The sequence below is a fragment of the Methylorubrum sp. Q1 genome (assembly GCF_004683995.1).
Lineage (GTDB): Bacteria > Pseudomonadota > Alphaproteobacteria > Rhizobiales > Beijerinckiaceae > Methylobacterium.
This window is the reverse complement of the sequence record NZ_SRHQ01000021.1, coordinates 35,843-58,432: the sequence shown is the minus strand read 5'-3', so window position 1 is coordinate 58,432 and position 22,590 is coordinate 35,843. Positions and strand designations below refer to the sequence as shown.

Genomic DNA, 22,590 nt, shown 5'->3' with positions numbered 1-22,590 from the left:
CCCTCGTCGAGGGTCACACGGGGGCCGATCGGAGCCTTCTGAAGATCGGGCGTCCGCCCACAAAGGGTAATATGTCACCGCGCTTGCTGGAAGGTCCGCATAGGGGGGCGGACCCTGTGGAGTTGGTCATGATCCCCCTATGAACGACTTGATCGAGCACTTCCGCACGGCAGCTTGTGGGTTGGCCGTGGCACACGTCTGGCGTGGGCATGGCTCGGCGCTATTCGTTGAGCTTGGCGCGCTGACATCAACGACACGCCGCGTTGGCTCCCCCGGTCAGCCAGAGGGCGAGATCGGCCTGATGATCGAGTGGAGTTGGCGGATCGAGGACGCTCGTTCGATCGCATGCGGCAGTTGGAGCGACGAGGCGCTGTGGCAGCCGAGCTTCGATCGTCTCGTCGGTCGAGAGGTCATCGACCTGACGACGTTCGGTCGCCTGCCTGAGGTCATGTTGTCCCTCTCCGGTGATCTCCACGTCGTTTCATTCATGACGGCTGAGGGCGACCCCGAGTGGTCGCTGTTCGATCGGCGCGGCCCGAAACCGATCACGATAGGCTCTCGATCTGGAACGATCACCGAGGAAGTATGAGGGCCTACTACGGGTGAAATTCCGACCTTCAGGCGGCCACCCACACGTCCGTGAATGTCCTGCGCACATGATCCAGACCCTCCTCGTCGTCGGTCTCGACCTCGCACCACGAACTATCGATCGCTCGGACCGTCACCCAGGGCGCTTCTTCGCCCTCCTCGTAGGCGGCGAACTCGCCCCAGATGACCTGTGTGGTTTGATGAACGAGTTCGCTTAGCAGGGCACCTGATACTCGGCTCCGCGAGCCGGACGATGCTTCGAGACGATCCGCAGCTTCACCCCCGGCGATCATGACGGCTTCATTGTAGCGAGCGACCCCAGCAACCTCCCACGAAGCGCGGATCGCTCGTTCGCCAAGCACCGCGAGTACGGCGCGGGGATCAGCGACGACATCCTTTGATGGCAACAGGTCGTGTATCTGAAGGGTTGGCATCAAGCTCTTCGTGTTTGTGTGCTGGTGAGCCATTCTGGTGCCACAGGGTAAGTCCGTAAAGGGTGGAAAGCTGACTATTAAGCGCCTGAAGCGGATAGCGCTATCACTTTGCATTGTGTGCCGTCCGCCTCGTCATAGTCGATATGCAGTGCTTTCGATGCCGGTTCGTTGAAAACAATAAAACCATCGCGATAGATGACTTCAATCTGCGAAAGATAGCGCAGAAGTTGATGCATAGGTAGGAGAAGCGTTGGATCCGCACTAGTGCTCCAGCCCATTACGGTCACTAAGTCACAGCCACCTGCAAAGGCACGGATTTCTGCTTTAATGTCGATCAATGGTCTCCATGGCTGCAAGCTACGGCCGCCACGCATCCGAGACTTAAGCGCCCAATGATGCTCGTGTGAAACCCGGGTGACGGACACGCCAAGCGCTGACCATTGACGCATCAACTCGGCAGAGCGTCGGCGAAGCGCGCTCTCGTACAGCAAGCGTTGCATCCGGTCGGGATCGCGTTCAGTCATTGGGCCAGAGTACGCAACGAGAACGATGCCCGCAACGGGCAGGAAGCCGACTTAGAGGAGTTGTTTGCCGCCCTGGTAGAGACGATACCAAGCCGACGCCTCACGAACAAAAATCTCCCGATACGTCCTTACTTTGCCGTCAAGTTTCTCGGGTTTGTCTGCGAAATAGAATGTGATCCAGACCATATTTTTCGAAGCCGCCTCGGCCTCGCCTTGTACTCGTGAATGGAAGAACTGGTTCGCGAACATTGCCAAGACAGCTAAATCCGACTGCTCCGGCACTCGTATCTTGGCATGGATCATTGGATGCGAGATGCGCTCGCCACTAATCTTCGTCTCAATGAATGCCGTAGGGGCGACGCCTATTACGTGAGGCTGTCCGGCCGTCACAGGTTGCGGGGGCCTCACCCACGATGTCCCGCTTGCAAGACCGACCATGGCACCAGTGAGTATGATAATTTTCTTTGCAGCACTATTCACGCGTATCTCCTGATGCGCATCTTGGGCCAAAGATCACGACGTCGAGTTAAATTGCGCACTCAAATCCGATTTGTGCGTAATTCATCTCGATTGCGAAAGCGGCGAAGCCAATCGGCGGCCCTAGGAGGAGAAATACGAGGAACATGGTAGCGGGCATGCGGCTGAACGGGCCTCGCGGGCGATAGCCGCCACATATCGATTGTAGAGGGCGAGATCAGCGGGGCAAGTCACTGTGGTAATCAGCGCTGACCACGGTGGGCGTAAAGATACTTGTGGTCGCGCAAATGCGCGCGCAACTGTTTGACGGCCCGCCCCTTCTCGACCATGGTCTTGAGGTTACAGTTTTCTCGCAAGTGGATCAACGAGCCATCATCAAGGCGCGCAGAACGGTCTTGCACAACAACAGCGCTCGGAGCCGGTCGCCGCGCAAGACGTAAGTGAAATGCTAAACCTTCAACTTCAGCATTCAGACGCCTGCGTTCAGCTAATATGGAGAAGCCCGCCTCGCACTCTGCGCGACCAACGATTGCTTCGGAAATACAGACATTCTCATCGTCATATACGACGATCGGCTGGCAAGGCCTGTAACCAATCCCACTTCTAGAAGGAACGATGCCGAGATAAAGATATGAGAACAAGATCACGGCTGGTATCAGCGCCCAGCCAAGGAGCACCTTGAGGAATTCGCTTTCAGAAAGCTCCGCCATGGTGGCCTAAGTGCACCCTCGATCTTAATATTCAGTGTGTTTGCATCAAATAATTGTAGAGGGGGCGAACACATGTTCCGCTTCGGGTCGAAAATTTGCACTTCCGGTCGCGTTAAGACGCGATCGGCGGTCAGGCACCCACGTATGGTTTCGCACCCGCGGGGCTCCTGGCTTCCATCCGTGTTTCGGCACGAGGACCGGCCCATGATCGGGCCATGATGAAAGACGAGCCCATCGGCAGCCGCGGACATGGCCGGCGGCCAGAACAAAGTTCGTGACGGGCGGCCATGTCAGAGAATGGTCGCCAACACTATAAAAAGACGTCGCCCGGCCCCGGAAGCTCGGTTACCGGGCGCTTTCACGCGCTTCCCCCGCCTCCAGCGCCCGCGCCAGCGCCACGAACCCCGCGACCGGGATCTCCTCCGCCCGCGCCGTCTCCGGCAGCCCGGCGGCGGCGAGCAGGCGGATGGGGTCGGGGGTGGCGGCCTTCAGGCTCTGGCGCAGCATCTTGCGGCGCTGGCCGAAGGCGGCGCGGGTGATCCGCTCCAGCTCGGCGATCCGGCAGGGCAGCGGCTCGGGCCGCGGGCGCAGGTGGACGACGCTGGAGGTGACTTTTGGCGGCGGCACGAAGGCGTTAGCGGCCACGTCGAACAGGATGGTGGCCTGCGTGCGCCAGCCGCACAGTACGCCGAGCCGGCCGTAATTGGCCCGGTCGCCCTCGTCGGCGACGATGCGCTCGGCGACCTCGCGCTGGAACATCAACGTCGCCGAGTCCCACCATGGCGGCCAGACGTCATCCCGCGTGTCGGCGCCGAGCCAGCCGGTGAGCAGCACGGTGGCGACGTTGTAGGGGAGGTTGGCCACGATCCGCACCGGCCCGTCGCCGACCAGCGGGCGCGGGTCGAAGCCGACCGCGTCGGCATCGATCACGTCGAGCCGGCCGGGATAATGCGCGGCGATCTCGGCCAGAGCCGGCAGCGCGCGGGGGTCGCGCTCGATCGCCACCACGCGCTTGGCGCCCGCCGCCAGCAGCGCCCGCGTCAGCCCGCCGGGGCCGGGGCCGACCTCGACCACCGTCACGCCCTCGAGCGCGCCTGCCGAGCGGGCGATGCGGCCCGTCAGGTTGAGGTCGAACAAAAAATTCTGGCCGAGGGCCTTCTTCGGCTCCAGCCCGTGCCGCCGCACGACCTCGCGCAGGGGCGGCAGGCCGTCGGTGCTCAGCGCTTCGGTGCTCATCGATCGCTTCAGGCGCGGACGGGGAAGGGCAGGACGGTGTCCGCCGGGCGGTGCGCGAGGCGATGCGCCAGCCGCAGGGCGGCGATCAGGCTGTCCGGCTTGGCGATCCCTTTGCCGGCGATGTCGAAGGCGGTGCCGTGGTCGGGCGAGGTGCGCACGAAGGGCAGCCCTAGCGTCACGTTCACGCCTTCGTCGAAGGCCAGCGTCTTGACCGGGATCAGCGCCTGATCGTGGGTGGGGGTGAGGGCCACGTCGTAGATCGCCCGCGCGCGTTCGTGGAACAGGGTGTCGGCCGGCAGCGGCCCGCGGATGTCGATGCCCTCGCTGCGTAAAGCCGCGACGGCGGGGGCCAGCACGTCGCGGTCCTCGGTGCCCATGGTGCCGGATTCACCCGCATGCGGGTTGAGGCCCGACAGGACGAGGCGGGGCCGTTCGAGGCCGAAGCGGGCGCGCAGGTCGGCGTGGACGATGCGCGCGGTGCGCTCGACCAGATCTTGCGTCAGCAAGTCCGGCACGCGGCGCAGGGCGACGTGGATCGTCACCGGCACCACGGCGAGGGCGTCGCTCCAGATCATCATCACCGGCAGCGGCGGCTCGCGCCCCTCCTTCGCGGCGAGTGCGGCCAAAAACTCGGTATGGCCGGGATGGGCGAAGCCGACCCGCGTCAGCACGAACTTGGCGATGGGGTTGGTCACCACGGCCGAGGCCGCGCCGGAGCGCACCAGATCGACGGCGGCGGTGATCGACTCGACGATCGCGCCGGCATTGGCCGAATCCGGCGCGCCGGGGGTAGCGATCACCTTGGCCCCGCTCGGCAGCGGCAGCACCGGCAGGGCGCGGGGAAACACCTCGCAGGCATCGTCGGACTCGACCTCGGCCACCGGCACCGACAGGCCGAGCCGGTAGGCGGTGGCCTCCAGAAAATCCGGATCGCCGATGAGCTGGAACGGCGGCACCTCCCGCTCGCCCCGCAGCCGCCACGCGGCGAGCGCGATCTCCGGCCCGATCCCGGAGGGATCGCCGAGGGTCAGGGCAAGCGGTCTGTCGTCGGAGGCCATGCGGGACGTATACAGCGTTTCGCCTACAATGCCTGCGCCCAGGCATGTCCGGGATGCAAGCGGTCGAGACCCTCCCGCAGCCAGCGCCGTTCTGCGGGGGTGAGATGCGGCAGGGCCCGCTCGAAATCGGCCTCGTCCTTGTCGCGCCGATGCTTGGCCTTGAACAGCAGGACGGCGGCCGGCCTGAGATAGGGGATGCCCTCGGGCGTCGATGCCACCATCTCCGCGCGGGGATGCCGGATGGCCGGGCAGCGCCGGCAGACCCAGGCGTCCGGCTCGCCCGGCTCGATCATCAGATCGACCCGCCAGCGGGCGGCGCGGGCATCGAAGCACCAGATCTGGAGAATATGGGGCGGCGGCTCTGCGCCTTCCGGCAGGATCTCGAAGCGACCGTCGGCCACCGTGTAGAGCGTCATGTCCGATAGGGCTTGGCGGAAGACCCCGACATCGTCGCGCAGCACCGTGAATTCGAGATCCTCGTGGTCGCGGGTCTGGTGCCCGTGCCACAGGTCGAGGGCCCAGCCGCCGACGACGCACCAGGGCCGCGCCACCGCGTCCAGCCGCCGCGCCAGTTCGCCCGGATGCCAGGGCGACCAGTCGTCCTCCGGCGGTGCGCCGGCGTTGTGTCGATGGGCGGTTCCGCTTGTGGCGACCGCTCCATCGCTGCCGTCGTCGGGTTCGACCTCGGCCACGGGCACCGACAGGCTGAGCCGGTCGGCGGCGGGGTCCGGGATTTCGGGATCGCCGAGGGCGAGCGGTCTGTCGGCAAGGGCCATGGGCGAGCGTATAGCGCGCTTTCACGGATCGCCGAGGCGATTTGGCGGAGCGGCTGGGAGGCGATCGTCGCAAAAATTGCCGTTGCCGCCGCTGCGCGCATTCTTAGAAGACCGGACTGTATGGTGAAGGGGGTTGAGATGAAGTCGCGCCAACAACGTTCGCCTCGCGAGCCGCGCGCCCGTCAAGAGGCCTGGATCAATCGGCGCTCTCCGGCAATCGCCAAGGCAATTTTGTCGGCGCGAGAAAAGTCGGCGCAGCGCAATACAGAAGCCTACGTTCCGGCTCTGAACGACAACCAGACGAAATTGGCCGAGTGAAGGCCCGCATCGTCATCGATGCTCAGTTCAGCTTGGCTGCGACGGGTTGTCCGGTTTCGATGGGCTGACCCGCGACGAGCATCCGTTTTCCGTGCGCCGGCTCTCCCCTCAAATCTCGATCCGCCCTCCCCCCGGCGCCCCGCCCGCATCGAGCGCCACGCTCTTCACGATGGCGAAGACCGGGCGCCCGACCGTGAGCCCCAGATCGCGGGCGGAGGCGCGGGTGAGGCGGGCGGCCAGCGTCGCCCCGCCGCAGGTCACCTCGACGAGGCAGGCCGTCCCCTCCTCCCGAAGGGCGGCGACACGGCCCGGCAGGACGTTGCGGGCGCTCAGGGTCTCGGGCCGGGCGAGCGCCAGCAGCACGTCGCGGGCGGGCACCCGCAGGTTGAGGCGGCGGCCTTGCGGCGCGTCGATCAGCGGCAGGTCGAGGGGGCCGGCCGGGCCGGTCAGGCGTGTCAGGCCGGCCTCCGGATCGTGGCGCTCGACCCGCATGGCGAGCACGCTGCCGGCCTCCGCGCCGTCGGGGATCAGGTCGGGCCGGCGCAGCACGGCATCGACCGGGCCGCTCGCCGCCACGCGCCCGGCCTCCAGCACCACCACGGTCGAGGCGAGGCGCGCCACCTCCGCCACGGAATGGCTGACATAGACGATGGGCAGGCCCGCCTCGTCGCGCAGGCGCTCGATATAGGGCAGGATCTCGCGCTTGCGGGCCTCGTCGAGGGCCGAGAGCGGCTCGTCCATCAGGAGCAGCCGCGGGCGGGCCAGCAGCGCCCGGCCGATCGCCACCCGCTGCCGCTCGCCCCCCGACAGGCCGGCCGGGCGCCGCTCCAGCAGCGGGCCGATGCCGAGCAGGTCCGCCACCGCGTCGAGGCTCGGGCCCCCCGCCCCGCGGGAGAACAGGCGGCCGAAGCGCAGGTTCTGCCGCACGCTGAGATGCGGCATCAGCCGCGCCTCCTGGAACACGCAGCCGATCCGCCGCCGATGCACCGGCACGCGGATGCCGCGCGCGGTGTCGAGCAGCACCGTCCCGTCGATGGCGATGCGCCCGCGCTGCGGCTGGGCCAGCCCGGCGATCAGGTCGATCACCGTGGTCTTGCCCGAGCCGGAGCGCCCGAACAGGGCGGTGAGGCCGGCGCCCGCGGTGAAGGCGACATCGAGCGCGAAGCCGTCGCGGCGGAGCGAAACGTCGATGGCGATGGTCATGGTGCCTCGGCTCGCACGGTTGCGCCGGCTTTTCAGAAAAACCGATCCGAAGACAAGTGGCCCGATGCGCGCGCTGCCGCGTTGTCGGCGCAGGATCGAAAAAGGCAGGCGATGATCACCGTCCACCATCTGGAGAACAGCCGCTCGCAGCGGGTGCTGTGGCTGCTCGAAGAGCTGGGGCTCGACTACACCGTGAAGCGCTATGAGCGCGACCCCGCGACGATGCTGGCGCCGCGCGAACTTCGCGCCGTGCATCCCCTCGGCAAGTCGCCGGTGATCGCGGCCGACGGGCAGGTCGTGGCCGAGACCGGCGCCATCGTCGAATTCCTCACGGCCCGCGCGGGCGGCGCCCTGGTGCCGCCGCCGGACACGCCGGAGCGGGCGCGCTACACCTATTTCCTGCACTACGCGGAAGGGTCGGCGATGCCGCCGCTGCTCCTCAAGCTCGTGTTCTCACGGCTCGCGCCGGGCAGCCCCGCCCTGCTGCGCCCGCTGGTGCGGGCGATCGCGGGAAAGGTCACCGGCGGGTTCGTCGATCCGGAGCTGCGCCGCCATGCCGCCTACTGGGAGTCGGAGTTGGCCGAGCGCGCGTATTTCTGCGGCGAGGCCTTCACCGCCGCCGACATCATGATGAGTTTTCCCCTCGAAGCCTTTGCCGCCCGCGGGACCGGAGCGGGCCCGCAGCTGACGGACTGGCTGGCCCGCATCCACGCGCGGCCGGCCTACCGGCGGGCGCTGGAGCGGGGCGGGCCTTACGCCTACGCGTGAGACGCGCGATGCGGGTGAGTCGTGGGGCGCGGTGTTCGAAGGAGGCCGCCGCTTCGCCGATGCCGGCAGGGCCATCCGTCGCCATCGGGGGCCGGACACCGCGGGAGCCGCCGGCGTTTCGGCGGGGATCGGTTCGCCCCCGAGGACGGCGGAGCCCGGGAAGCAGACCGCTCAACGAACGCGTATTGGAATAAAGGCCTTGATCGACTCCGGTCCGCAGGCTGGCAAGGGGGGAAGGCGCAGTCCCACCGGAAAGGCAAGGAGGATTTCCTGGTCGAACCAGGGCGATCTTGATCGCCGCGCTGTTTCGGAGGCGATCAGTCGGCCATTCTTGTCGATCGTTATGGCGATGACGGTCACGAGGTCTATGTGAGGGGCGTAGATCCTCGACCGAGCGAGCCTGACAGCAATTGGATAGAGTTTTTCTTTGTATTCGGATATTTCAGGGCCGCCCCATGTGCGGCAGATAGACTTGGCGGACGCATCGGGTGAGGTCATCATCCATGCCAAAAGCATGATGGTGACTGCCATTCCTTTTGTCGATGCCGAGGGGGCGAGCATGGGCGTTCGCGTCGCGGAGTGTCTTCGATCGGCTCGACACCGTCGTTATCCTTTGGATAGGCGTGAACGGCCGAGCTTAAGCAAACTGCTCCAAAAGTTGTATCATGTCAAAGTGATGCTATAGATTGCAACGATTGCCGAGCCATGGCGTATGGCAACCGTAGATCTCTGCGTGACGGGCGGCACGACCTAGATCCGGGAATGAGCGCCTACCGCCCCGTCCCGATCCGCCGGCTCATCCGCCGCGCCAGCCCCTCGGAGGCGACGAGCGCCAGCATCGAGACCGCGACCGAGATCAGCGTGAGGCGCAAAGCCCCCGCCTCCCCGCCCGGCACCTGGGTCAGCGTGTAGATCGCCGAGGGCAAGGTCTGGGTCTCGCCGGGGATGTTCGAGACGAAGGTGATGGTCGCGCCGAACTCGCCCATCGCCTTGGCGAAGGCGAGCACCGCGCCCGCGAGGATGCCGGGCAGGCTGAGCGGCAGGGTCACGCTCAGGAACACCAGCGGCGGCGCGGCGCCGAGCGTCGCCGCCGCCTGTTCCAGCTTGCGGTCCACCGCTTCGATCGACAGGCGCATCGCCCGCACCATCAGCGGCAGGCCCATCACCGCGCAGGCGAGCGCCGCGCCGGTCCAGCGGAACGAGAACACGATGCCGATCTCGGCGAGCCACGCGCCGAATACGCCGCGGCGGCCGAAGGCGAGCAGCAGCAGGTAGCCCGTCACCACCGGCGGCAGGATCAGCGGCAGGTGGACGAGCCCGTCGAGCAGGGCATGGCCGGGGAAGCGCCGCCGCGCCAGCAGCCACGCCAGCAGCAGGCCCAGCGGCAGGCTCGCCAGCGTCGCGACAAGGGCGACGCGCAGGGAGAGAAGGAGCGCCGTCGTCTCGTCGGGGCTGAGGCCGAGCCACGCCGAGGGCCAATCCGCCAGCCCGCTCACGGCGCCCATCCCCGCGGGGCGGAGAAGCCGGGCGCGGTCATCCGCCGAGGCTCGCCCTCAAAGCTCCGCCCTCAAAGACCTGCGGCGGCCTTGAGGGCGGCGTTGATGCGGTCCTGCCAGCCCGGGCCGTCCTTCTGGTAGTGCTCCAGCACGGCCCGGTCGATGCGCAGGGACACCGTCTCGCGCGTGCCGGGAATGAGCGGCGCCCTCGGCGCTGCCGGCGCGGTCTCCTCGGGGGCTTTGCGCGTCGTCACCGCGCGGAAGGCGGCTTCGGCGGCTTGGCGCGGGTCGCTCGGGCGGCGTGTACGGTCGATGGCCATGAGGGTCAGGCCGTCGCTTTCTTGCGGCCGCGCTTGGGCGCGGGCGGGTTGGCGGCGCGCTCCGCGGCCTCCTCCGCCTCCTTGGCGAGCCGCAGGGCCCGCAGGCGCACGGTGCGCTCGTCCACCGCTTTGACCGCGGCCAGATGCTCGGCCATGGCCTGCTGCCCCTCGCGGGCCATACGCTCGGCCCGTTCCGCGCGCTCGGCGGCGCGGGTCTTGGCGTCGATATCGTCGCTCATGAAAGATCTTTCGACGAGAACTCGCGCCGCGTGAAGCCCCGGCGGCGGCGCGCGGCGTCCCGACGCGGGAAAGGTCGGGCGCGGGACGGCAATCAACCCCGAGCAGGACCATCGAGGATTTCTCCTCAGGACTTAGCACGAAAGCACCCGCAATGACCAATTCAGCCAGGGCGGGGCTGGTTTTCCCCCGCTCATCGCAACGTTTGCGAGAAAGAGGCCGGCCCGCTCGATCCGGCCCCGTTCAATCCCGGTCCGCGCGCCGCAGGGACCAGTGCAGGATGCCCTGCGCATCGACGAGCCAGAGCGCGTTCGCCCGCTCGTCCTTGGACGAGAGATCGTGCGCGTTGGCGAGCCGGACCGCTTCGCTCGGGCTGGCCGCCGTGATCGTCTCTTCGAACAGCGGCGGCCCGATCTGGCCGTCGGGTGCACGGCAGGCGCCTCTGAGAACGAAAACCGGCATGCATCCTCCTGATCGACGAGGCTTATCCCCGAACGGGCGGCCGGTCACCCATACCGGCCCTCAGGAGACCGCCGGTTCGGTGCTCTGGGGGGGCGCGCAGCCGGGCGAGAGCCACCGTGGCCTGGCGGGCCAGCGCTTCGAGCCGCGACACCGTCGCCGTGTCGAGCCAGACCATGGCGCACCAATAGGCGCCGAGTGCGGCCACCGGCTCGGGCGCACCGATCGGGACCATCACGAGGCTTCGGATCGCCTTGTAGGCATAGGCGGCGGCCGGGATGCGGGGATCGCTGCCGACATCCGGGATGACGGCCGTCTCACGGTTCTCCATCGCCCAGCCGGAGACGCAGAGGTCGAGCGGGAAGCGGCACCCCTTCCAGAGCGGCTCGATCGCATCCTCGGCGACATAGGCGCAGACGTCCGTCTCCCGCAGCACGACGGCGATTCCGTCGGAGCCGGCGATCCGACGGGCCGTCCGTGCCAGGACGTCGACGACGTCCTCCAGGGACTGAGCCGCGGCCATGAGCTCGGCGGTCCGCATCAGATGCGGGTTGGCCTGGGAGCTCTCATCTAACATGTGCATAAGGTAGCGGGTCTGGGCCGATCCGTACAGGCGGCCCGTCCGTGTCACGGCGCGCGGGAGGCAAAACCGGGACATGAAGGCCTGGTGATCGCCGCCGTCCCGCCGAAGGAGACGCCGCCCGACGCCAGGATCGACGAGAAGATCGGCGAGCGGATCGCGCTGGCCGGTATCCCGGACTTGAGCCGGCCGCATGAGACTTTCGAAGTGCCGAATTTCCTTTGCAGCAAGTTCCGCTTGATTGTCGCTGGCTGGCAGAAGGCCTTTCGCAATGATCCGGGCCGGCGGGTCGCTTCGAGAGGGCCTCACGAAATTCCCGATCTCTGGCCGTTCTTTCTCTGGCGATCACGGTGCCGCGGAAGTTTTGTGAGAGATACTATATTTTTGTCTAACACAATGAATGGCAAGAAGCCGATCGAAGGTGAGCGATCACCCCCAGATCAGTTTTGGATGTGGTTCCATGACGGTCTGATCGCTCGCCGTGATCAGGCCCTGCCGGACCATGCCGCCGGTGGGTGACAGGCCGGGCTCGATGATCCCGACCCGACGCGCTGCCCGAGGCCGGGCCGGTTTCCCGTCGTCGGGAGCGTATGGAGCCGGCGCCCCGCTCAGCCGCGGATGAAGGCGAGGATGTCGGCGTTGAGTGGCTCCGCGTTGACCGTGAGCATGCCGTGCGGAAGGCCCGGATAGGTCTTCAGCGTACCGTTGCGCAGGAGCGTGATCGATTTGCGCGCCGCCGCGACGATCGGCACGATCTGGTCGTCCTCGCCATGGAGCACCAGCGTCGGCACCGAGATCGCCCGCAGGTCCTCGGTCTGGTCGGTTTCCGAGAACGCCTTGATGCCCTCGTAATGCGCCTTGGCCGAGCCCATCATGCCCTGACGCCACCAGTTGCGGATCACGCCCTCTCGGACCGCCGCGCCGTCGCGGTTGAAGCCGTAGAACGGGCCGGCGGCGACATCGAGGAAGAACTGGGCGCGGTTGTCGGCCAGCGCCTTGCGGAACCCGTCGAAGACCTCGATCGGCAGGCCCTCCGGGTTGGCCTCGGTCTTCAGCATCAGCGGCGGTACGGCGCTCACCAGCACCGCCTTGGCGACGCGGCCCTGCGGCTCGCCGTGCCGGGCGACGTAGCGCGCGGCCTCGCCGCCGCCGGTGGAATGGCCGACATGGACGGCGTTCCTGAGATCGAGATGCTCGGCGACCGCCGCGGCGTCGGCGGCGTAATGGTCCATGTCGTGGCCCTCGGAGACCTGCGCCGAGCGGCCATGGCCGCGCCGGTCATGCGCCACGACGCGAAAGCCTTGGTGCGCAAAGAACAGCATCTGCGCGTCCCAATCGTCGGACGAGAGCGGCCAGCCGTGATGGAACATGATCGGCTGCGCGTCCTTGGCCCCCCAATCCTTGTAGAAGATCTCGGTGCCGTCCCCGGTGGTGATCGTCGCCATGCTCGCCTCTCCTCACGGTGCGGTGGTCCGGAGCGGCCTTCGGCTCCGGGTGTGGCTTGACGATGCGAGGATGATCCCGGAGCGCGGATTTGGGAATGTGAAACGATGGAACCCCATCGTTTCCGTAAGTGGTATTTTGCGTGGGATCAGGAGGCCGGCCGGTCGAGCCCGTGAGATCGGGGCCGAACGAAAAAGCCCCGACCCAGACGGGCCGAGGCTTCGCGCATCAACGCATCGCAGCGGTGGATCAGGGCTGAAGCACGCCGTTGATGACGTGGATCACGCCGTTCGACTGCATCACGTTGGCGATGGTGACGGTGGCGGTGTTGCCCTTGGCGTCCGTGACGAACACCTTCTTGCCCCGGGCCTGCACCGTGAGCGGCTCGCCCTGGACGGTCTTCAGGCTGGCTTCCCCGCCGCCCCGCTTGGCCAGCGCCATCAGATCCTTGGCCGTGTAGGTGCCCGGCACGACGTGGTAGGTCAGGATCCCCGTCAGCGTCGCCTTGTTCTGCGGCTGTACCAGGGTCTCGACCGTGCCCGGCGGCAGCTTGGCGAAGGCGGCGTCGGTCGGCGCGAAGACGGTGAAGGGGCCGGGGCCGGAGAGCGTGTCGACGAGACCCGCCGCCTTCACCGCCGCCACCAGCGTGGTGTGGTCCTTCGAGTTCACCGCGTTCTCGACGATGGTCTTCGAAGCGTACATCGGCGCGCCGCCGACCATCGGATTTTTGGCGAGCGCCGCCGTCGGCGCGGCGGCGAGGCCGAGGGCGAGCGCAGCGCCCAGGGTCAGCGATTTGATAACCGAATTGCGGATACGGAACATGGTTTCTCCTGTGCCCGTGCCCCGTCTTCGTTCGGGGATCACACCGCCCATTACGGAGCCCGCGCGCAATCGGTTTCGCGTGCCCGGCTTTTTTCGATTCGAAGCGTGAGGACCGCCGCCCGATGGCGAGACATCCCTGGACCGTTGCCGACATCCCCTCGCAGGCCGGTCGCTGCGCCGTGGTGACGGGAGCGAGCGCCGGGCTCGGGTTCGAGACGGCGCGGGCGCTGGCCGGGGCGGGGGCTGCGGTGGTCCTGGCGGTGCGCGATCTCGAGAAGGGGGAGCGCGCCGCGGCGGCGATCCGGCGGGCGCATCCCGGCGCCGCGCTGTCGCTGCGCCGGATCGACACCGCCTCGCTCGCCTCCGTGCGCGCCTTCGCGGCGGAATGGCCGGCGGAGTGGGCGATCGACCGGCTCGTGCTCAATGCCGGCATCGCCGCGGTGCCCCGGCGCGAGGAGAGCGTCGACGGCTTCGAGCGGCAACTCGCCACGAACCATCTCGGGCATTTCGCGCTGACCGGGCTGCTGCGGCCGGCCCTGAGCCCCTTGGCGCGGGTGGTCTCGGTGGCGAGCCTCGCCCATCGCAGCGGACGCATCCGGTTCGACGACCTGCACTGGCGCGAGACCTACGGGGCACAGCGCGCCTACCGGCAGAGCAAGCTCGCGCTGCTGATGTTCGCCCTCGAACTCGACCGGCGGCTGAAGGCGGCGGGATCGGGCATCGCCTCGCTCGCGGCGCATCCGGGGCTCGCCCGCACCGAGGTGTTCCGGCGGGGCGACCGGGCCGGCGCGTTCCAGCAGCGAGCGGGACGGGTGATCTTCTCGTTGATCGGCCAATCGGCGGCGCAAGGCGCCCTGCCGATCCTCTACGCGGCCACCGCGCCGGAGGCGGAGCGCGGCGGTCATTACGGACCGGACGGCGTCTGGGAGGCCCGCGGCCATCCAAAGCCCGCCGCGATCGCCGCCCAAGCCCTCGACCGCGCGGCGGCCGGGCGGCTCTGGGCGGTCTCGGAGACGCTCACGGGTGTGCGGTTCTCGCTGTGAGCGAGGCTTCGGACTTGCGCCCACTCGTCTCGCCCGCGGGAGGTGCGATGCGCAGGCTTGCCTGGGGGCTGCTCGTCCTGTCCCTCCTCGTGGGAGGGGCCCGCCTCTTCACCGGGGTGATCGACCTCTCGGACGAGCCGACCGCCGCTCTCGTGCTCAAGCGCCCGGAGGCCCATGGCCGACCCGTCTCGGAGTAGATCGGGCTCGACAGGGAGGAGCCCATCCTCGCCTAAGGCTGGCTCTACGTCCCGGTGATGCAGATGGCGCCCGTCCTCGCGCCCATCCTTGCCGGAGCAGGCTCACGCCTGCTGCTCCTTGCGGGCCGCTTGTCGTCGCGCCAGCGTCGTTGAGCCGTCGAGGGACCGGGTTAGGCGGAAAGCCGAGTATTGAGCCGCAGCGTCTTGCCCGGCACTCCCCGTCACCGATGCGCTTGCGGGCGGGCAGGTCTGGCCACCGCCTGCAAGGTGCGCGAGAGCTGTTCGACCGAGTAGGGCTTCTGCAGAAGCTCGAACCCGTTGGTGCCGGTCTGGGCCAGAACGTGGCTGTAGCCGGAGGTCAGGACGACGGGCAGGTCGGGGTGAAGCCGCTGGATCGCGCGGGCGAGATCGACGCCGTTCATGCCGGGCATCATCACGTCCGTGAACACCACGTCGAAGCGATCCGCGTCCTTGGCCAACTCCGCCAGGGCTTCCGCGGCATTCGCCGCCCAGACCGTGCCGAAGCCGAGTTCCGCCAGGGTCTGCGTGGCGAAGGTGCCGACCTCGACGTTGTCCTCGACCACGAGCACGGAGGTGCCGCGACCGCTCGGCACGGGCGTCGGCTCGCTCGGCTCCGGCGCCTGGATCTCGCCGGGCACGCGGGGAAGGTAGAGCGTGAAGGTCGTGCCCCGCCCGACCTCGCTGTCCACCACGACCTCGCCATGTGACTGCTTGGCAAAGCCGAAGACTTGGCTGAGCCCGAGGCCGGTGCCTTGCCCGACCGCTTTGGTGGTGAAGAACGGCTCGAAGATCCGTTCGACCACGTCCTTGGCGATGCCGCTGCCCGTGTCGCTGATCGACACCGCCACGAAGGGCCCCTGTACCGCGGGGTGCGCGCGCACGGGTGGCATCCGCTCGACGGCCTCCACGCGAATGGCGAGCTGCCCCTCACCCGCCATCGCGTCGCGCGCGTTCACCGCCATGTTCACCAGCGCCGTGTCGAACTGGCTCGGGTCAGCATTCACGAAGCAGGCGTTCTCCGGCAACTCGGTCACGACCGTGATGCGAGAATCGGTGAGCGTACCCAGCATTTCAGAGAGCGAGCGCACGCTGCCGCAGGCTGCGAACACCTTGGGTTTGAGTGTCTGCCGCCGTGCGAAGGCGAGAAGCTGGCCGGTCAGCTTCGCGGCGCGATCCACCGTGGTGGAGATCGCCTCGATGTAGCGGGTGCGCCTTTCCTCGGCGAGATCCGGCCGCTTGAGGAGGTCGGTCGACGACTTGATGACTGTCAGAAGGTTGTTGAAATCGTGCGCCACGCCGCCGGTGAGCTGGCCGATCACCTCCAGCTTCTGCGACTGCCGCAGCACGTCCTGCGCATCCCGAAGCTCAGCCTCGGCCCTGAGGCGCGCGCTGATGTCGTGCGCTTGGTGGAAGGCGCCGACGATCGTTCCGGCCGCGTCGCGTAGGGGTGTGTAGGTGATCTCCCAGCAGGGCTGGCCGAACTCGGCCCGGCCGAAGACGGCTTCGACCGTGTACGCCTCGCCCGCCAGCGCGCGGCCCATATTCGCGCGCATCGCGGCGGCCTGCTCCGGAATGAACAGATCGGGAAAGACGTCGCCGATCTTCGTGTAGAAGCCGTTGACCCGGAAGAACTCGTCGTTGTGGGCCTTGTTGAAGGCAATCAGCCGGTACGCTTGATCGAAGACGCAGATCGGCTCTGCGTAGGACTGAACGATGTTCTCGTAGAGGTCGCGCTCGGCCGTGCGCGATGCAAGGCGTTGGTTGGCATCGAGGTGGAAGCCGATCAGGTCGGCGAACATCTTGAACATGCCCACGACCGCGGGCGTGTTGAGCTTGGCGGGCTTCGGATCGATGGCGCAGAGGGTGCCGAAGAACGTGCCGTCCGGCAGCACGATGGGCATCGAGATGTAGCTCTGGAAGCCGTACTTGGCGGGTGTGTGATGTTCGCAGAAGGCCGGGTCATGGGCGACGTGGTCGATGATGACCGGGACCCCGCTCTGCCGGATCTCGTGGCAGATGGTCGTCTCAAGATCCAACTCGCCACCGGGCTTGAGGCCGAAGGCGATGTCGTCCTTGACGGCGCCGGCGACCCAGTGGTCCTCGGTGACACGTGCGACGGCGGCGAAGCCCATGCCCGTGGTGCGACAGACCACATCGAGGATGGTGGGCACGGCCGCGATGCTTTCGACCGCGACGACGTCGTTGAGGAAACCCTGTGGAAATGTCCGGGCTGATCTCGAGGCGGTCATGCGGCTCGGTGACCTGAACGATCATCCGCGCGGGTTCGCTTGCAACCCGTCGAACGCGTATGGTCACGCGCGATCCGAAGGCGGAGCCCGGCTCGCACCACCTCACTCGCGTTCAAGTCGTAATCCGAAGTAACTTCAACGTGGATGTCGGCGGTCAATTCGGCCGTGAGAGAGACGTTGCGGGTCGGCGTGTTCGACATACCAACGGTCTGTCACGCCTGGGCAGCACCGTCAAAGGTCGCCAATGACGCAAACCGGCTCTGTACGAAGGCTGAGGCGGTGTCGCCGAGAAGCGGACACCCCGAGAGCCCGAAAAGGGCGGCAACTGGACTTTGGCCTTCCGGCGCGAAGCGGACGTTCCGCATCCGACCGAGGCCCGTCATCCGAAACCGTCGAAAGCTGCCCGTAAGCAGACATCAAGAGCCTCATCCCAAGAGGTGATTGCCGGATTTCGGAAAAGGATGATGCAAAAACAAGAGGATAGAGTATCGTCCTGAATCCTATATCCAAGACGATACTGTAGCGAGCCGCAGTGTCATTGGGTATTATTGGCGCATTCGCTCTTGATAATGAGATGAAAATTGTACCATTTCATGTTAATTCAAAAGCGCGAAAGCAAGATTATTGATACAAGCCGTCCAATCGCAAATTACATGATTGTGAGCTGAGGTTGTTCATCCGGCTCGGCCGCCAGCCGTTGAAAAATCCCAAGCACGTGTTCCGGGGATGCCTGAGTTGCTGCCCCATTGGCGACTTCAGTCCGGGACCACATCCAAGAGCGTGCGGGATCGCTACGCATGGCCCAGGCCGGAAAAAGACGCTCGGTTGCAGCTGCATAGGATAAGCGATGGATCTCAAGATGACGGTCATCTCTGACGATCCGCGCATACGTCGCATCGATAACGTCTGCCTTGCCCTCCAGAAGTTGCAGGTAGATGTCTCCACGACAAATCAGAGCGCCTGTCAGTCCGTCTCGTGTATTGCAGCGCTGCGATTGAGTGAGGATGTTATCCAGGGCAGATTGATCAAACCCGAAGGGACGGGACGCATAGATGAGCTGCACGAGATTCATTGCATCAGCCTCACATCGAGTTAGAGCGCTTTCCGACGAACCGGTGACCACCATTCGGGACGATGCTCTAGAGGCGCGGGCCTGATGAAATCAGGTCGGATACGGCTCTAGGTCTGAAATCTTGGACTCACGCGTAGGATGTGGCCTTGGTATCAGGCTGGAGCCTGCTTTCGAGATTGATGTCGAGAAGTCTCTGAGCCAGCAGGACAGCCGTCGGCGCATCGACAGCCGATGCGTCCGCTCCGACACGCTCGACGAGTTCGGGTTTGTCGAGGAAGACGGGGCCGCCCACCATAATGCCGACAGAACGGTTCCGTGAGACCTCACGGATCGACTGGATCGAGGCCGTCAGCCGATCGAGGCGCGTCTCGCAGCTGAGTGTTAGTCCGACGACATCGAACCACGTGGAACTCACGAGGTTTGAGATCTCGCTAGGGCTGGACGCCAAGCCACTCACGACCTGCCATCCAGCGACTTGCAGGAACTGTTCGACGAGGGCGACGCCAAACGTATGCTGTTCGCCGGGCGCTCCCATCAAAAGGGCAGAGCGGTGCTCGTCGTGGAATGAAACCCTTGGTTCAGGTCTGTATTGCGAGAGGAGGAGCTGAAGGCGAGCGACGCCCACAGTCACCTCAATGAAATCGCAGAGATCTTCGTCCCATAAGCGTCCGAGCAAAGCAGCGGCAGGCGCTAGAAGTTCAAGGAACATACTCTCGGCAGAGTAGCCTTTGGCTAAATGATTTCTGACGGCGTCCGACGCCGCAGAGAGGTTCGAATCGAGGAGGAGCTGCGTGAAGGCTTCGACCTGCTGCGCATCAGGTTTGGCAAGCGGAACGCTCGCCGCGGGCGCAAGCTGCGGGTGAAGCAGCTTCAAACGAGGGATGATGTCTGTTTCGACAAGGCGGCTGAGAGCGAGCGCGCGCTGGCGGCTCTCCTCGGCCGTGCGTTTGCTTGCATAGGCAAGCCGAACCTCTGAGGCCCAACCGGCTTGACGTGCCGACGGGTCAGTCCACGCCGCGGTGGACGAAGCGAGGTTTGACATGGTCCGCTCCCCAGAACTCTCTTCCTTTGCAGGGGGCGCTTGTCGATCGATGCCGTGCACCTCTTGAGCACATCAGAGCGCCTCTCCGGAGGAATGTAAAGGAGCTCACGGAAAGTTCTGGTTTTGGATTATGACTGTTCCGTACGGCAGGCCAGAGATAGGATTATTTTTCTTCGTTCCGTTCGCACTCATTATCATCGTGGGCACGATGTAAGTAATCCGTTGGCTGGAGGCTGCTAGGTGCTGTTTTGGCGCGCATTCCGACGAAGTGGCGACCGGTTCGTCGGAATGCGCGCCAAAACAATGACCGAGAGACGCCGGCCTGATGCAATGGGGTCGGATACGGCTCTCGAGCATCATCCCGAAAGATGGTTGCCGGATTTCGGAAAAGGATGATGCAAAAATAAGAGGATAGAGTGTCGTCCTGGATCCCATATCCAGGACGACACTCTATCCTCGCCCAAGTGAATTGAGAGGGCCGGAGTCGAGCTGCTGGAGAATCCGCGTCAGTGCCGCAATATTGTCCTTGTCTTCAGTGCTCTCGAGTGCGTCCTGTAGTACGAGGCGGATATCCTCGGCTTCGACCTTCTCCATGTCCCAGTTCGGATAGAGACGCTCCCGCTCTTCCTCGCTCTGGCTCAGCGCTACGATATCGTGATGGCGTGAATCACCATGCAGGCTCGCGATAAGATTTTGCATCTCGGCGGCCGGCCCCTCAATCCACTGGAAGAAGATGCCGCTGCCGAAAACCAAAACTCCGGTGATGCCGCGCGCGAGATTGTGGCGCTGGGCCGACTCGACAATACGGCCGACCTCCGCGTCATCGACGCCGTCGGCGGCGCGGCTGCAGTAGACGAAGTGATACAGAGCGGGCAACGCGCCTTCGTCCAGTTCAGCACCACGGAAAAATCCGTATTCGTCCAACATGAGTGGACTAGCTCCATTGATGCGGGACGGGCCGTTCCGCCGGGTGCGCAGGCAAAACGATATCGCATCCAACCTGATTTTGAAACGGGGCCTGGTCGCAGAGGTCGTCGTGCGGACATTCCCACGGCTTGCAATGGGTCGAACCCGGTGGGTCCTCTTCGCCCGGTGCCGATGTGCGAGCACAAGCTCAGCCTCCAGGCCACTTGAGCACTCGGTCCTACGGCATTGTTCGGCCGGGAGAGACACGTCACAAACTGCGCCGCGCCTTTGCGGGAACGCTCGTTCCCGGCCATCGCTGAGACCGGCGAGGCGCGCGCAAGGAACGCCAATCGCGCCGCCGTCGTTTCTCCCGCCACCACCTGGGAGGAACAGCATGCGAATTCTCGCGACGGCGTTGGCGCTGACGGTCATGACGGGGCTCGGCGCCGGGACCGCGCAAGCCAAGGGCTGCATCAAGGGCGCGATCATCGGCGGTGTCGCCGGGCACTATCTGGCCGAGCGCGGCGTGGTCGGTGCCGTGGCCGGCTGTCTGGCAGGGCGCGCTCTGGCGAACCGGCGGGCGCGGCGGGAGGTCGATTACGGCTCCCGAGTCCAGCCCCGCGGGGCGGGTTATGGCGGCGGGCAGGCCTATCCGAGCCGAAATTATCGGTATTGATGCACGAAGGGGGCGCCGTTCGGCGCCCCTTACCGTTCCGGCCCTGGCGCGGCGTCGCCGGCCGGGTGCGGGTTGTCCGGTTCTCGGACCTCATCCACGGCGAAAGGGCGCCTTGCGGCGCCCTTCCCTTTGCATGGACCGTGGCGCTAAGCGTCAGGCGCTCTTGCGGCGTCCCTTGCCCTTCGTCTCGCCGTTCTCTGCGTCTTCCTCGGAACCCTCGGTGTTGATCCGCTCGGCAATCTGCGAGAGCAGTTCGTCGGTCTTCTTCTCTTCCTGAAGGGTCTCGTCGAGCAGCTTGGCGGCGTCCGCGTAGCCGAGTTGGGTCGCCCAGGTCTTGAGCGTGCCGTAGCGGGCGATCTCGTAATGCTCGACCGCCTGCGCGCAGGCCGCCAGCACCGCATCGGCGGCCGGGCTGTCCTCGAAATCCTCCAGATCCTCCTCCATCTCGGAGGTCAGGCCCTGCATCGCCTCGCAGGTCTTGGCGCGGGCCGGCTTGCCGATGATCTCGAACACCTGCTGCAGGCGCTCCACCTGGTTGGCGCTCTCCTCGGCATGGGTCTCGAACGCTTGGCGGAGTTCGTCATGTTCGGCCGCCTTGGTCGCCTTCTTCAGCGCACGCACCGATTGCTTTTCCGCGTAATAGACATCCTTCAACGTCTCGTAGAACGCATCGTGCAAGGTCTTCTGCTTGGTGGCCATGGGAGTTCGTCTCCTGATTGCTGAACGAAGGGGGCCGGGGGAGTGATCTCACCGTCGGTCGACACCTTAAGAACGTGAATTCAGGCGACAGGGTCCGAAAATTATCTTGGGGGGAGGCTGTAAAATTCCGGGAACCTCGGCCGGTGGCGGCGGGGTTTCCGGGATCGGCCCGGAGGCCGGATCACCCGCCCCCGGCACAGGGTTCGGCGCGGGCTACAGCCACTTCTTCCAGCGGAAGAACACGTAAGGCAGCACGGCGGCCACCACCATCATGCCGACGGCGGCGGGATAGCCGAAATGCCAGTCGAGCTCCGGCATGGTCTTGAAGTTCATGCCGTAGATCGAGGCGATCAGGGTGGGCGGCATGAACACCACCGCCATGACCGAGAACAGCTTGATGATGTTGTTCTGCTCCAGGTTCACGAGGCCGAGCGTCGCGTCGAGCAGAAACTGGATCTTGGCCGAGATGAAGGTCGCGTGCTCTTCGAGCGATTGCAGGTCGCGCAGGGTCGAGCGCACGTCCTCGCGCAGCTCGCGCGGGGCCTTGGCCGTGCGGTAGGTGGCCGAGAGCGAGAGCAGGATGCGCTCCATCGAGACGAGGCTCTCGCGCTGCTTCGAGATCAGGTCGCCGTAGCGCCCGAGCGAGCGCAACGTGTCCTGCAGCGCGTTGTTGCGCGAGGACGGGTCGCCCTTGTCCTCGAAGATTTTTCGCGAGAGGCGGTCGATGCGCTCGCCCTGGAGCTGGAGCACGTCGGCCGCGCGGTCGATCACCGCCTCGATCAGCCCGGCCAGGATCGACTCGCCCGAGACCGAGCGCGACGGCCCGTTGCCCGTCGCCCTTCCGGCGCGCTGGGTGTACATCCGGAACGCCTGCGGCTCCTCGTAGCGCACGGTGATGAGCCGGCTGTCGCGCAGGATGAAGGTGATGCCGGCCAGGCCCGGCTCCTCGGAATCGCTGACGCGGGAGAGCACGCGGCCCGTCATGTAGCGGGCGCCGGCCTCGACGTAGAGCAGTTCGGAGGGCTCGATGTCTTTCATTTCCTCGCGGCTCGGCACGGTGATGCCGAGGAAGGATTCGACCTTCACCTCCTCCTCCCGCGTCGGGCGCACGAGGTCGAGCCAGACCGTGTCCTCGGAGATCGGCTCCTGCAATTCGAGGTAGCGGCGTTCCAGCACCGTCTGGGAGCCGCCCGCGACGGGCTTGTGGGTGAAGATCAACGGATGTGACCTGTGGGA

Annotated in this window: 29 protein-coding genes; 7 read left to right on the top strand and 22 right to left on the bottom strand. The window is 66.0% G+C overall.

The window, feature by feature from the left end; genetic code table 11:
• Window positions 1–139: 139 nt before the first annotated feature.
• Entirely contained in the window at window positions 140–589 is a 450-nt protein-coding gene (locus tag E4V01_RS19035; protein WP_135299402.1) for a hypothetical protein, read from the top strand.
• A 28-nt stretch (window positions 590–617) separates the two neighbouring features.
• Here E4V01_RS19035 and E4V01_RS19030 read toward each other — a convergent pair whose 3' ends face one another.
• From E4V01_RS19030 to E4V01_RS19000, 7 genes are all read right to left on the bottom strand, one after another.
• On the bottom strand, window positions 618–1,022 hold the full coding sequence (locus tag E4V01_RS19030) for a hypothetical protein (RefSeq protein WP_135299401.1): 405 nt from the start codon (window positions 1,020–1,022) through the stop codon (window positions 618–620).
• Window positions 1,023–1,099: 77 nt separating this feature from the next.
• Window positions 1,100–1,513, bottom strand: a complete 414-nt coding sequence (locus E4V01_RS19025) for a hypothetical protein (RefSeq protein WP_153227054.1) — start codon at window positions 1,511–1,513, stop codon at window positions 1,100–1,102.
• Between the two features lie 84 nt (window positions 1,514–1,597).
• Window positions 1,598–2,026, bottom strand: a complete 429-nt coding sequence (locus E4V01_RS19020) for a hypothetical protein (RefSeq protein ID WP_135299399.1) — start codon at window positions 2,024–2,026, stop codon at window positions 1,598–1,600.
• A 239-nt stretch (window positions 2,027–2,265) separates the two neighbouring features.
• Window positions 2,266–2,733, bottom strand: a complete 468-nt coding sequence (locus E4V01_RS19015) for a hypothetical protein (RefSeq protein ID WP_135299398.1) — start codon at window positions 2,731–2,733, stop codon at window positions 2,266–2,268.
• A gap of 345 nt (window positions 2,734–3,078) precedes the next feature.
• Window positions 3,079–3,969 (bottom strand): 16S rRNA (adenine(1518)-N(6)/adenine(1519)-N(6))-dimethyltransferase RsmA, encoded by an 891-nt coding sequence (gene rsmA / locus E4V01_RS19010; RefSeq protein WP_135299397.1) that lies wholly within the window; start codon window positions 3,967–3,969, stop codon window positions 3,079–3,081.
• An 8-nt stretch (window positions 3,970–3,977) separates the two neighbouring features.
• Window positions 3,978–5,027 (bottom strand): 4-hydroxythreonine-4-phosphate dehydrogenase PdxA, encoded by a 1,050-nt coding sequence (pdxA, locus tag E4V01_RS19005; RefSeq protein WP_135299396.1) that lies wholly within the window; start codon window positions 5,025–5,027, stop codon window positions 3,978–3,980.
• Window positions 5,028–5,050: 23 nt separating this feature from the next.
• Entirely contained in the window at window positions 5,051–5,803 is a 753-nt protein-coding gene (locus tag E4V01_RS19000) for a nucleotidyltransferase domain-containing protein (protein WP_245517612.1), read from the bottom strand.
• A gap of 138 nt (window positions 5,804–5,941) precedes the next feature.
• On the opposite strand from E4V01_RS19000, the gene E4V01_RS18995 reads away from it, so the two are divergent.
• Window positions 5,942–6,121, top strand: coding sequence for a hypothetical protein (locus E4V01_RS18995; RefSeq protein WP_135299395.1), 180 nt, complete (start codon window positions 5,942–5,944; stop codon window positions 6,119–6,121).
• Between the two features lie 108 nt (window positions 6,122–6,229).
• On the opposite strand, the gene modC is transcribed toward E4V01_RS18995, so the two are convergent.
• Window positions 6,230–7,324 carry a molybdenum ABC transporter ATP-binding protein gene (modC, locus tag E4V01_RS18990; protein WP_060770943.1) on the bottom strand — a complete coding sequence of 365 codons (1,095 nt, stop codon included), beginning with the start codon at window positions 7,322–7,324 and terminating at the stop codon, window positions 6,230–6,232.
• 111 nt (window positions 7,325–7,435) lie between these two features.
• On the opposite strand from modC, the gene E4V01_RS18985 reads away from it, so the two are divergent.
• A complete protein-coding gene (locus E4V01_RS18985) occupies window positions 7,436–8,092 on the top strand; it encodes a glutathione S-transferase (protein ID WP_135299394.1) in 657 nt (218 codons plus the stop codon).
• 171 nt (window positions 8,093–8,263) lie between these two features.
• On the opposite strand, the gene E4V01_RS18980 is transcribed toward E4V01_RS18985, so the two are convergent.
• The 6 genes from E4V01_RS18980 to E4V01_RS18955 all read right to left on the bottom strand — a co-directional run bounded on the left by E4V01_RS18980 (window position 8,264) and on the right by E4V01_RS18955 (window position 11,127).
• Window positions 8,264–8,623 carry a TonB C-terminal domain-containing protein gene (locus E4V01_RS18980; RefSeq protein ID WP_193763235.1) on the bottom strand — a complete coding sequence of 120 codons (360 nt, stop codon included), beginning with the start codon at window positions 8,621–8,623 and terminating at the stop codon, window positions 8,264–8,266.
• Between the two features lie 239 nt (window positions 8,624–8,862).
• Window positions 8,863–9,597: a molybdate ABC transporter permease subunit gene (gene modB / locus E4V01_RS18975; RefSeq protein ID WP_135299392.1), complete on the bottom strand. Its 735-nt coding sequence runs from the start codon at window positions 9,595–9,597 to the stop codon at window positions 8,863–8,865.
• Between the two features lie 62 nt (window positions 9,598–9,659).
• Window positions 9,660–9,908, bottom strand: a complete 249-nt coding sequence (locus E4V01_RS18970) for a BrnA antitoxin family protein (protein WP_060770940.1) — start codon at window positions 9,906–9,908, stop codon at window positions 9,660–9,662.
• A 5-nt stretch (window positions 9,909–9,913) separates the two neighbouring features.
• A complete protein-coding gene (locus E4V01_RS18965; protein ID WP_003605770.1) occupies window positions 9,914–10,147 on the bottom strand; it encodes a hypothetical protein in 234 nt (77 codons plus the stop codon).
• A gap of 241 nt (window positions 10,148–10,388) precedes the next feature.
• Window positions 10,389–10,607: a hypothetical protein gene (locus E4V01_RS18960; protein ID WP_135299391.1), complete on the bottom strand. Its 219-nt coding sequence runs from the start codon at window positions 10,605–10,607 to the stop codon at window positions 10,389–10,391.
• A 22-nt stretch (window positions 10,608–10,629) separates the two neighbouring features.
• Window positions 10,630–11,127: a GAF domain-containing protein gene (locus E4V01_RS18955; RefSeq protein ID WP_371688532.1), complete on the bottom strand. Its 498-nt coding sequence runs from the start codon at window positions 11,125–11,127 to the stop codon at window positions 10,630–10,632.
• Between the two features lie 144 nt (window positions 11,128–11,271).
• Here E4V01_RS18955 and E4V01_RS18950 point away from each other — a divergent pair, with 144 nt between their 5' ends.
• Window positions 11,272–11,703, top strand: coding sequence for a hypothetical protein (locus E4V01_RS18950; RefSeq protein WP_135299390.1), 432 nt, complete (start codon window positions 11,272–11,274; stop codon window positions 11,701–11,703).
• A gap of 89 nt (window positions 11,704–11,792) precedes the next feature.
• Here the strand turns inward: E4V01_RS18950 and E4V01_RS18945 are convergent, their stop codons facing one another.
• Complete coding sequence (locus E4V01_RS18945; protein ID WP_135299389.1) at window positions 11,793–12,629, bottom strand: alpha/beta fold hydrolase; 837 nt, start codon at window positions 12,627–12,629, stop codon at window positions 11,793–11,795.
• Window positions 12,630–12,876: 247 nt separating this feature from the next.
• The gene (locus tag E4V01_RS18940) at window positions 12,877–13,449 is read right to left on the bottom strand and encodes a fasciclin domain-containing protein (protein WP_060770937.1); all 573 of its coding nucleotides are present in this window, start codon (window positions 13,447–13,449) and stop codon (window positions 12,877–12,879) included.
• Window positions 13,450–13,571: 122 nt separating this feature from the next.
• Here E4V01_RS18940 and E4V01_RS18935 point away from each other — a divergent pair, with 122 nt between their 5' ends.
• Window positions 13,572–14,492: an oxidoreductase gene (locus E4V01_RS18935; RefSeq protein WP_135299388.1), complete on the top strand. Its 921-nt coding sequence runs from the start codon at window positions 13,572–13,574 to the stop codon at window positions 14,490–14,492.
• Window positions 14,493–14,539: 47 nt separating this feature from the next.
• The gene (locus E4V01_RS25765; protein ID WP_193763234.1) at window positions 14,540–14,689 is read left to right on the top strand and encodes a hypothetical protein; all 150 of its coding nucleotides are present in this window, start codon (window positions 14,540–14,542) and stop codon (window positions 14,687–14,689) included.
• 221 nt (window positions 14,690–14,910) lie between these two features.
• On the opposite strand, the gene E4V01_RS18930 is transcribed toward E4V01_RS25765, so the two are convergent.
• The 4 genes from E4V01_RS18930 to E4V01_RS18910 all read right to left on the bottom strand — a co-directional run bounded on the left by E4V01_RS18930 (window position 14,911) and on the right by E4V01_RS18910 (window position 20,000).
• Complete coding sequence (locus tag E4V01_RS18930) at window positions 14,911–16,959, bottom strand: ATP-binding protein (protein ID WP_135299387.1); 2,049 nt, start codon at window positions 16,957–16,959, stop codon at window positions 14,911–14,913.
• A 649-nt stretch (window positions 16,960–17,608) separates the two neighbouring features.
• Window positions 17,609–18,031 carry a BLUF domain-containing protein gene (locus tag E4V01_RS18920; RefSeq protein ID WP_135299385.1) on the bottom strand — a complete coding sequence of 141 codons (423 nt, stop codon included), beginning with the start codon at window positions 18,029–18,031 and terminating at the stop codon, window positions 17,609–17,611.
• Window positions 18,032–18,158: 127 nt separating this feature from the next.
• Window positions 18,159–19,073: a B12-binding domain-containing protein gene (locus E4V01_RS18915; RefSeq protein ID WP_135299384.1), complete on the bottom strand. Its 915-nt coding sequence runs from the start codon at window positions 19,071–19,073 to the stop codon at window positions 18,159–18,161.
• A 450-nt stretch (window positions 19,074–19,523) separates the two neighbouring features.
• Window positions 19,524–20,000, bottom strand: coding sequence for a BLUF domain-containing protein (locus tag E4V01_RS18910; RefSeq protein WP_060770931.1), 477 nt, complete (start codon window positions 19,998–20,000; stop codon window positions 19,524–19,526).
• 373 nt (window positions 20,001–20,373) lie between these two features.
• Between E4V01_RS18910 and E4V01_RS18905 the strand changes: the two genes are divergently transcribed.
• Window positions 20,374–20,655: a hypothetical protein gene (locus E4V01_RS18905; RefSeq protein ID WP_135299383.1), complete on the top strand. Its 282-nt coding sequence runs from the start codon at window positions 20,374–20,376 to the stop codon at window positions 20,653–20,655.
• Between the two features lie 153 nt (window positions 20,656–20,808).
• On the opposite strand, the gene E4V01_RS18900 is transcribed toward E4V01_RS18905, so the two are convergent.
• Both E4V01_RS18900 and E4V01_RS18895 read right to left on the bottom strand, forming a co-directional pair.
• A complete protein-coding gene (locus E4V01_RS18900) occupies window positions 20,809–21,354 on the bottom strand; it encodes a ferritin-like domain-containing protein (RefSeq protein ID WP_135299382.1) in 546 nt (181 codons plus the stop codon).
• Between the two features lie 213 nt (window positions 21,355–21,567).
• Window positions 21,568–22,572, bottom strand: a complete 1,005-nt coding sequence (locus tag E4V01_RS18895) for a magnesium transporter CorA family protein (protein ID WP_060770928.1) — start codon at window positions 22,570–22,572, stop codon at window positions 21,568–21,570.
• Between the last annotated feature and the right edge of the window lie 18 nt (window positions 22,573–22,590).

Coding starts and splice junctions, on each gene's coding strand:
- E4V01_RS19035 (WP_135299402.1), top strand. CDS start 140: ATGAACGACTTGATCGAGCACTTCCGCACGGCAGCTTGTGGGTTGGCC.
- E4V01_RS19030 (WP_135299401.1), bottom strand. CDS start 1,022: ATGCCAACCCTTCAGATACACGACCTGTTGCCATCAAAGGATGTCGTC.
- E4V01_RS19015 (WP_135299398.1), bottom strand. CDS start 2,733: ATGGCGGAGCTTTCTGAAAGCGAATTCCTCAAGGTGCTCCTTGGCTGG.
- rsmA (WP_135299397.1), bottom strand. CDS start 3,969: ATGAGCACCGAAGCGCTGAGCACCGACGGCCTGCCGCCCCTGCGCGAG.
- pdxA (WP_135299396.1), bottom strand. CDS start 5,027: ATGGCCTCCGACGACAGACCGCTTGCCCTGACCCTCGGCGATCCCTCC.
- E4V01_RS19000 (WP_245517612.1), bottom strand. CDS start 5,803: ATGGCCCTTGCCGACAGACCGCTCGCCCTCGGCGATCCCGAAATCCCG.
- E4V01_RS18995 (WP_135299395.1), top strand. CDS start 5,942: ATGAAGTCGCGCCAACAACGTTCGCCTCGCGAGCCGCGCGCCCGTCAA.
- modC (WP_060770943.1), bottom strand. CDS start 7,324: ATGACCATCGCCATCGACGTTTCGCTCCGCCGCGACGGCTTCGCGCTC.
- E4V01_RS18985 (WP_135299394.1), top strand. CDS start 7,436: ATGATCACCGTCCACCATCTGGAGAACAGCCGCTCGCAGCGGGTGCTG.
- E4V01_RS18980 (WP_193763235.1), bottom strand. CDS start 8,623: ATGGCAGTCACCATCATGCTTTTGGCATGGATGATGACCTCACCCGAT.
- modB (WP_135299392.1), bottom strand. CDS start 9,597: ATGGGCGCCGTGAGCGGGCTGGCGGATTGGCCCTCGGCGTGGCTCGGC.
- E4V01_RS18970 (WP_060770940.1), bottom strand. CDS start 9,908: ATGGCCATCGACCGTACACGCCGCCCGAGCGACCCGCGCCAAGCCGCC.
- E4V01_RS18965 (WP_003605770.1), bottom strand. CDS start 10,147: ATGAGCGACGATATCGACGCCAAGACCCGCGCCGCCGAGCGCGCGGAA.
- E4V01_RS18960 (WP_135299391.1), bottom strand. CDS start 10,607: ATGCCGGTTTTCGTTCTCAGAGGCGCCTGCCGTGCACCCGACGGCCAG.
- E4V01_RS18955 (WP_371688532.1), bottom strand. CDS start 11,127: ATGGCCGCGGCTCAGTCCCTGGAGGACGTCGTCGACGTCCTGGCACGG.
- E4V01_RS18945 (WP_135299389.1), bottom strand. CDS start 12,629: ATGGCGACGATCACCACCGGGGACGGCACCGAGATCTTCTACAAGGAT.
- E4V01_RS18940 (WP_060770937.1), bottom strand. CDS start 13,449: ATGTTCCGTATCCGCAATTCGGTTATCAAATCGCTGACCCTGGGCGCT.
- E4V01_RS18935 (WP_135299388.1), top strand. CDS start 13,572: ATGGCGAGACATCCCTGGACCGTTGCCGACATCCCCTCGCAGGCCGGT.
- E4V01_RS25765 (WP_193763234.1), top strand. CDS start 14,540: ATGCGCAGGCTTGCCTGGGGGCTGCTCGTCCTGTCCCTCCTCGTGGGA.
- E4V01_RS18930 (WP_135299387.1), bottom strand. CDS start 16,959: ATGACCGCCTCGAGATCAGCCCGGACATTTCCACAGGGTTTCCTCAAC.
- E4V01_RS18920 (WP_135299385.1), bottom strand. CDS start 18,031: ATGAATCTCGTGCAGCTCATCTATGCGTCCCGTCCCTTCGGGTTTGAT.
- E4V01_RS18915 (WP_135299384.1), bottom strand. CDS start 19,073: ATGTCAAACCTCGCTTCGTCCACCGCGGCGTGGACTGACCCGTCGGCA.
- E4V01_RS18910 (WP_060770931.1), bottom strand. CDS start 20,000: ATGTTGGACGAATACGGATTTTTCCGTGGTGCTGAACTGGACGAAGGC.
- E4V01_RS18905 (WP_135299383.1), top strand. CDS start 20,374: ATGCGAATTCTCGCGACGGCGTTGGCGCTGACGGTCATGACGGGGCTC.
- E4V01_RS18900 (WP_135299382.1), bottom strand. CDS start 21,354: ATGGCCACCAAGCAGAAGACCTTGCACGATGCGTTCTACGAGACGTTG.